The sequence below is a fragment of the Candidatus Methanocrinis alkalitolerans genome, assembly GCF_029167205.1.
Lineage (GTDB): Archaea > Halobacteriota > Methanosarcinia > Methanotrichales > Methanotrichaceae > Methanocrinis > Methanocrinis alkalitolerans.
In genome coordinates, this window is sequence record NZ_JARFPL010000071.1 from 1 (window position 1) to 4,266 (window position 4,266).

The 4,266-nt window shown below is 35.4% G+C and carries 4 protein-coding genes; 1 reads left to right on the forward strand and 3 read right to left on the reverse strand.

Features of this window, described 5'->3' with window-relative positions:
• Both P0O24_RS12250 and P0O24_RS12255 read right to left on the reverse strand, forming a co-directional pair.
• A partial coding sequence (locus tag P0O24_RS12250; protein WP_316970037.1) for a pseudouridine-5'-phosphate glycosidase occupies positions 1–809 on the reverse strand: 809 nt, incomplete at its 3' end.
• Positions 806–1,741 carry a carbohydrate kinase family protein gene (locus tag P0O24_RS12255; protein ID WP_316970038.1) on the reverse strand — a complete coding sequence of 312 codons (936 nt, stop codon included), beginning with the start codon at positions 1,739–1,741 and terminating at the stop codon, positions 806–808. The genes P0O24_RS12255 and P0O24_RS12250, both read right to left, overlap by 4 nt.
• Before the next feature lie 122 nt (positions 1,742–1,863).
• On the opposite strand from P0O24_RS12255, the gene P0O24_RS12260 reads away from it, so the two are divergent.
• On the forward strand, positions 1,864–3,414 hold the full coding sequence (locus tag P0O24_RS12260; RefSeq protein WP_282840261.1) for a DDE-type integrase/transposase/recombinase: 1,551 nt from the start codon (positions 1,864–1,866) through the stop codon (positions 3,412–3,414).
• 87 nt (positions 3,415–3,501) lie between these two features.
• Here the strand turns inward: P0O24_RS12260 and kamE are convergent.
• Positions 3,502–4,266, reverse strand: a 765-nt coding sequence (kamE, locus tag P0O24_RS12265) for a lysine 5,6-aminomutase subunit beta (RefSeq protein WP_316970039.1), incomplete at its 5' end; no start/stop codon positions are given.

Genomic DNA, 4,266 nt, shown 5'->3' on the forward strand with positions numbered 1-4,266 from the left:
TTAGATAATAGATATGGTGTGACCTCATTACCTTTAATTCCTTTTAGTTTTGCTTCTTCAACAGCCTGTTCAATCGCTAGATTAATTTGAGTTGAATCCATGCTATATGGTTTAGGGATTGGATTGGCAACGATAATACCTCCAGTTAATCCAAGTGACCATTTGGCGTGTAGAAGTTGTGCAATCTCCTGTGGAGTGTTAAGTTGATAATTAACTTGAAACCCACTTTCTCTTGTATAAAATGCGGGTAGTTCTTGTGTCTGATATCCAATCACTTCAACACCTTTGGTTTCAAGATATTCTAGGGTAAGACCTAAATCTAAAATAGACTTAGCTCCAGCACATATAACTGCTACATTGACTTGTGATACTTCTTCTAAATCTCTTGAAATGTCAAATGTATTTTCAGCACCTCTATGTACACCACCTATTCCACCAGTTGCAAATATTTTGATACCTGCCATTTCAGCAACAAGTGCAGTCCCAGAAACGGTAGTTGCTCCATTTCTTTTTTGAGAGATTACATAAGCGAAATCTCTTTTTCCTACTTTATAAACATCTTTAGCTTTTGCAAGATGCTCGATTTCATAATGGGTTAAACCGACTTTGATTCTCCCCCCTAGTATAGCGATGGTTGCAGGCACTGCACCTTCTTCTTTAATTAGGTTCTCCACGTTGACTGCCATTTCAACATTTTGTGGATATGGCATACCATGAGATATAATGGTTGATTCTAGTGCAACAACCGGTCTATTTTCTTTAAGTGCTTTTTCCACTTCTGGGTGGATATCAATATATTGATTCATCATAATTTGTACTCCTTAATTGTTTCATCTAATTTTTGAACTGTTAAATCAGATGAAACAGCTTTCTCATCTTGTAGATTAACAATGGCAGATGCGGATCCATAAATAAGAGGATCTAAATCATTTAACTTCGCGTAGATAACGCCTGCAAAAAATGCATCACCTGCACCAGTTGAATTCAAAACTGGAACTCTATATGATGGTTTAAATCTAGAAATTTTATTGCTCATATGTAAGGAGCCATTAGATCCTAATGTTATAAAGACTTCTTTAACGCCATGAGCAATAAAGTAATCGCCGATTCTATAAATATCTTTTTCATCCTCGTGGTGGATACCAGAAAGTAATTCGGCTTCCAAACGATTAAGTTTCAAAGTGTTTATTTTAGATAAGAATGGTTTAATTTTGACAGCTTTTTGACTGGAAATAGTATCGACATATATGTCTTTGTCGTATGTGTCGAAAATATAGGTTAGTGTTTCAATAGATAGGTTAGTATCAACAATAAGAATATCTGCTTGATCAATTATTTTTTTTCTTTTACTAAGTGATGTTTCATTTAACTCTTCGATTTGATCCATAGCTGCAACGCTAATTAAATCTTCATTATGTTCATCCATAATACATAAATATGTTGGTGTTGTAGCGACATCAACAATTGAGAGTTTTAATCCTAGATTTTTGCATGAATCCTTAATAAACATACCAGCATCATCATCACCTAATACGGTTATTAAAGTTGTGTCTAATCCTAGGCGAACTAAATTTTCAGCGATGTTTCTACCAACACCACCCATCGATTTTCTTAAATATCCGGGGTTTGAATCGTTCATGATCATTCTATGATGTGGATACGCGAATATATCAATTACTGACCCACCAATAACTACAATCTTTTTCATAGAAACCTCTCTAATCAATACTGGTAGTGTCAAAATTTTAAAAATTTGACCTACTTTTTTATCTATTTTAACACTCTATTTGTCTATAAAAAAGAGTGGTCAATCCCATGTTATAATGAATGTGCGAACATCACATAAAAGGAGATTAACTACCTATGCAAAGTTTACCACATTTCATTCAATCTTTAAAGAGTCTAGAACTCAATATCTATATTATTTCAACGAATCTAGAACCCCTGATGTTAAATCATTCTTTACCTTTAGATCTTGAAGAAAGACTCTTAACACCTGAGATACGAGAAAGAATCGATTTGATGACTTCTCAACTGGAAGCACTCAATCAACTCTTGACACCTCTTATCAAACCTTTAAAACAGAAAACGACTATCAAACGCAAGGAACCAATGACCGGTTACGCTTCTTTTAAAATTGATGAACCACCGATTATTAAACAGGGTTTTTACAAACAACTTTCTTTTGAAGACATCCTGCGTAACACGGAAAAGGAAATCAAACCTGTGCGAAGACAAAAACCTTTTTCTTATGAGGGTGAATGCTTAAATTGTGGTGCACCTAATGACTATATTTATGCGCACACCAAGACTCAAAACATGTGTAAGGTGTGCAAGCAAACCTTCACCCTAAAGAAGACCTATCACGAGGAGATCACGCATCACTGTCCGCACTGCGAGAACAAGTTAGAACTTCAACATATCCGCAAGGATTACGATGTCATGACCTGTCACAACTACCGCTGCTCTTTTTATCTTGAAAACAAACGTGCACTTAAAGATGGGGAGTTCAACCATCTGATGATCAATGACACACAGTACAAATTAAGGTATCACTTTAGGTTATTCAACTTCACCATGGCTTCGCTAAAGGATAATCATCGCTTAAGTATTCAATCGAAAATTAATTTAGATAAAATTCATCACTCTAAGTATACTTTAGGACTCTGCTTGACTTACTATATCAACTACGGCTTATCCTCCAGAAAGACGGCCCAGATATTAAAGGAAGTTCACGGACTCGAATTGACGCATCAGACCGTCGTTAACTACGCAGAAGCTGCAGCATCAATCACTGAATCTTTAAATGTTCTTTACCCTTACAAGCTTTCTGACACCATCACCTTTGATGAAACCTACATCAAGGTGATGGGGAAATCTAATTATGTTTTCTTTGGTTCGGATACCACTCAGAAAATCATCACTTCTTATCGCATCTTCGATCAAAGAACAACTTTAAATGCAGTGACCACGCTTCATGAAACATTTAGTAAGTACAAAGTGTTACCAGAACAACTCAATATCGTCACTGATGGTAATCCTATCTACAACGCCGCGCAAGTATTCTTTAAACTCAATGACATTCACTTTGATTTATATCAGGTCATTGGGGTTAAAAACAGTGATGATACCTCGAGAACATGGCGCTCTTTTAAACAGGCGGAAGAACGATTAAACCGAACATATAAGTTCAACTACCATGGTACCAACGGCTATGGAAGTCTAAGAAACGCAAATATTTACATCTCTTTATTCGTTACTTTTTATAACTTTTTGAGACGCCATTCATCCTTGAAGTATCGAAGACCTATCGAACTTGACTTCCTATCTTCTGATGATCTTATGCCAAATCAGTGGCTCAAAATCATGGATTATACGACTCTCCTATTTGATGGTGTCCATTATCAAGCTTAAATTCATTTTACATATCTTCCATTAAACTTTTGACACTACCCATGATTAAATCTTTAACTACTTTTATTTTACCATAACTGAGACTGGTTACTTCAACTCTATTTCTTTTGTTTTTCGTTTCTTTTGTTTTAATGCTTGAACAGCAAAGCTTGCAACATCATATGCATATTTTTTAGATCCAAACCCTGCATCATATCCAAGTTCTTTGGCTAATCCATGATGTATTCTTGGCCCTCCAATAATGACAATGAATTGATCTCTTCTATTTTCAGCTTCTAAAAGCTCAATAAAGTGCGTTAGATTTTGGATGTGCACATCTTTTTGAGTTACTGTTTGACTAATTAAGATAACATCTGCTTGATATTCGATAGCTTTTTCTAATAAGGTCTCATTATCAACTTGACCTCCTAGATTTATTGCTTGAATACCTTTGTATCTTTCTAAACCATAATTTCCGTTGTAACCTTTCATATTCATAATAGCATCGATACCTACAGTGTGTGCATCTGTACCTGTTGATGCCCCAATGAAAACAAGTGGTTCGTTGAAATGTTGTTCAATATAAACTTCAACTTCTTCTTTGCTCATCGATAGTGATTCAACTTGAACAACATTTAAAATACTAATGTCAATTTGTTGTTCTGCTGTTCCGTATACAATATAAAAGCTGAATTGATCTCCTAATGACGCACCATGAACAACTTGAGGATCATGAATACCCATTTGCAATGCAAGTCTTTTTGCAGCTTCTTCACCTATGGCATCAAAAGGTATTGGCAGTGTAAAACTTAACTGCACTTTTCCATCATTTAATGTATCACCATAAGGACGAACCCAATCTGATTTCTTAGA

Coding starts and splice junctions, on each gene's coding strand:
- P0O24_RS12260 (WP_282840261.1), top strand. CDS start 1,864: ATGCAAAGTTTACCACATTTCATTCAATCTTTAAAGAGTCTAGAACTC.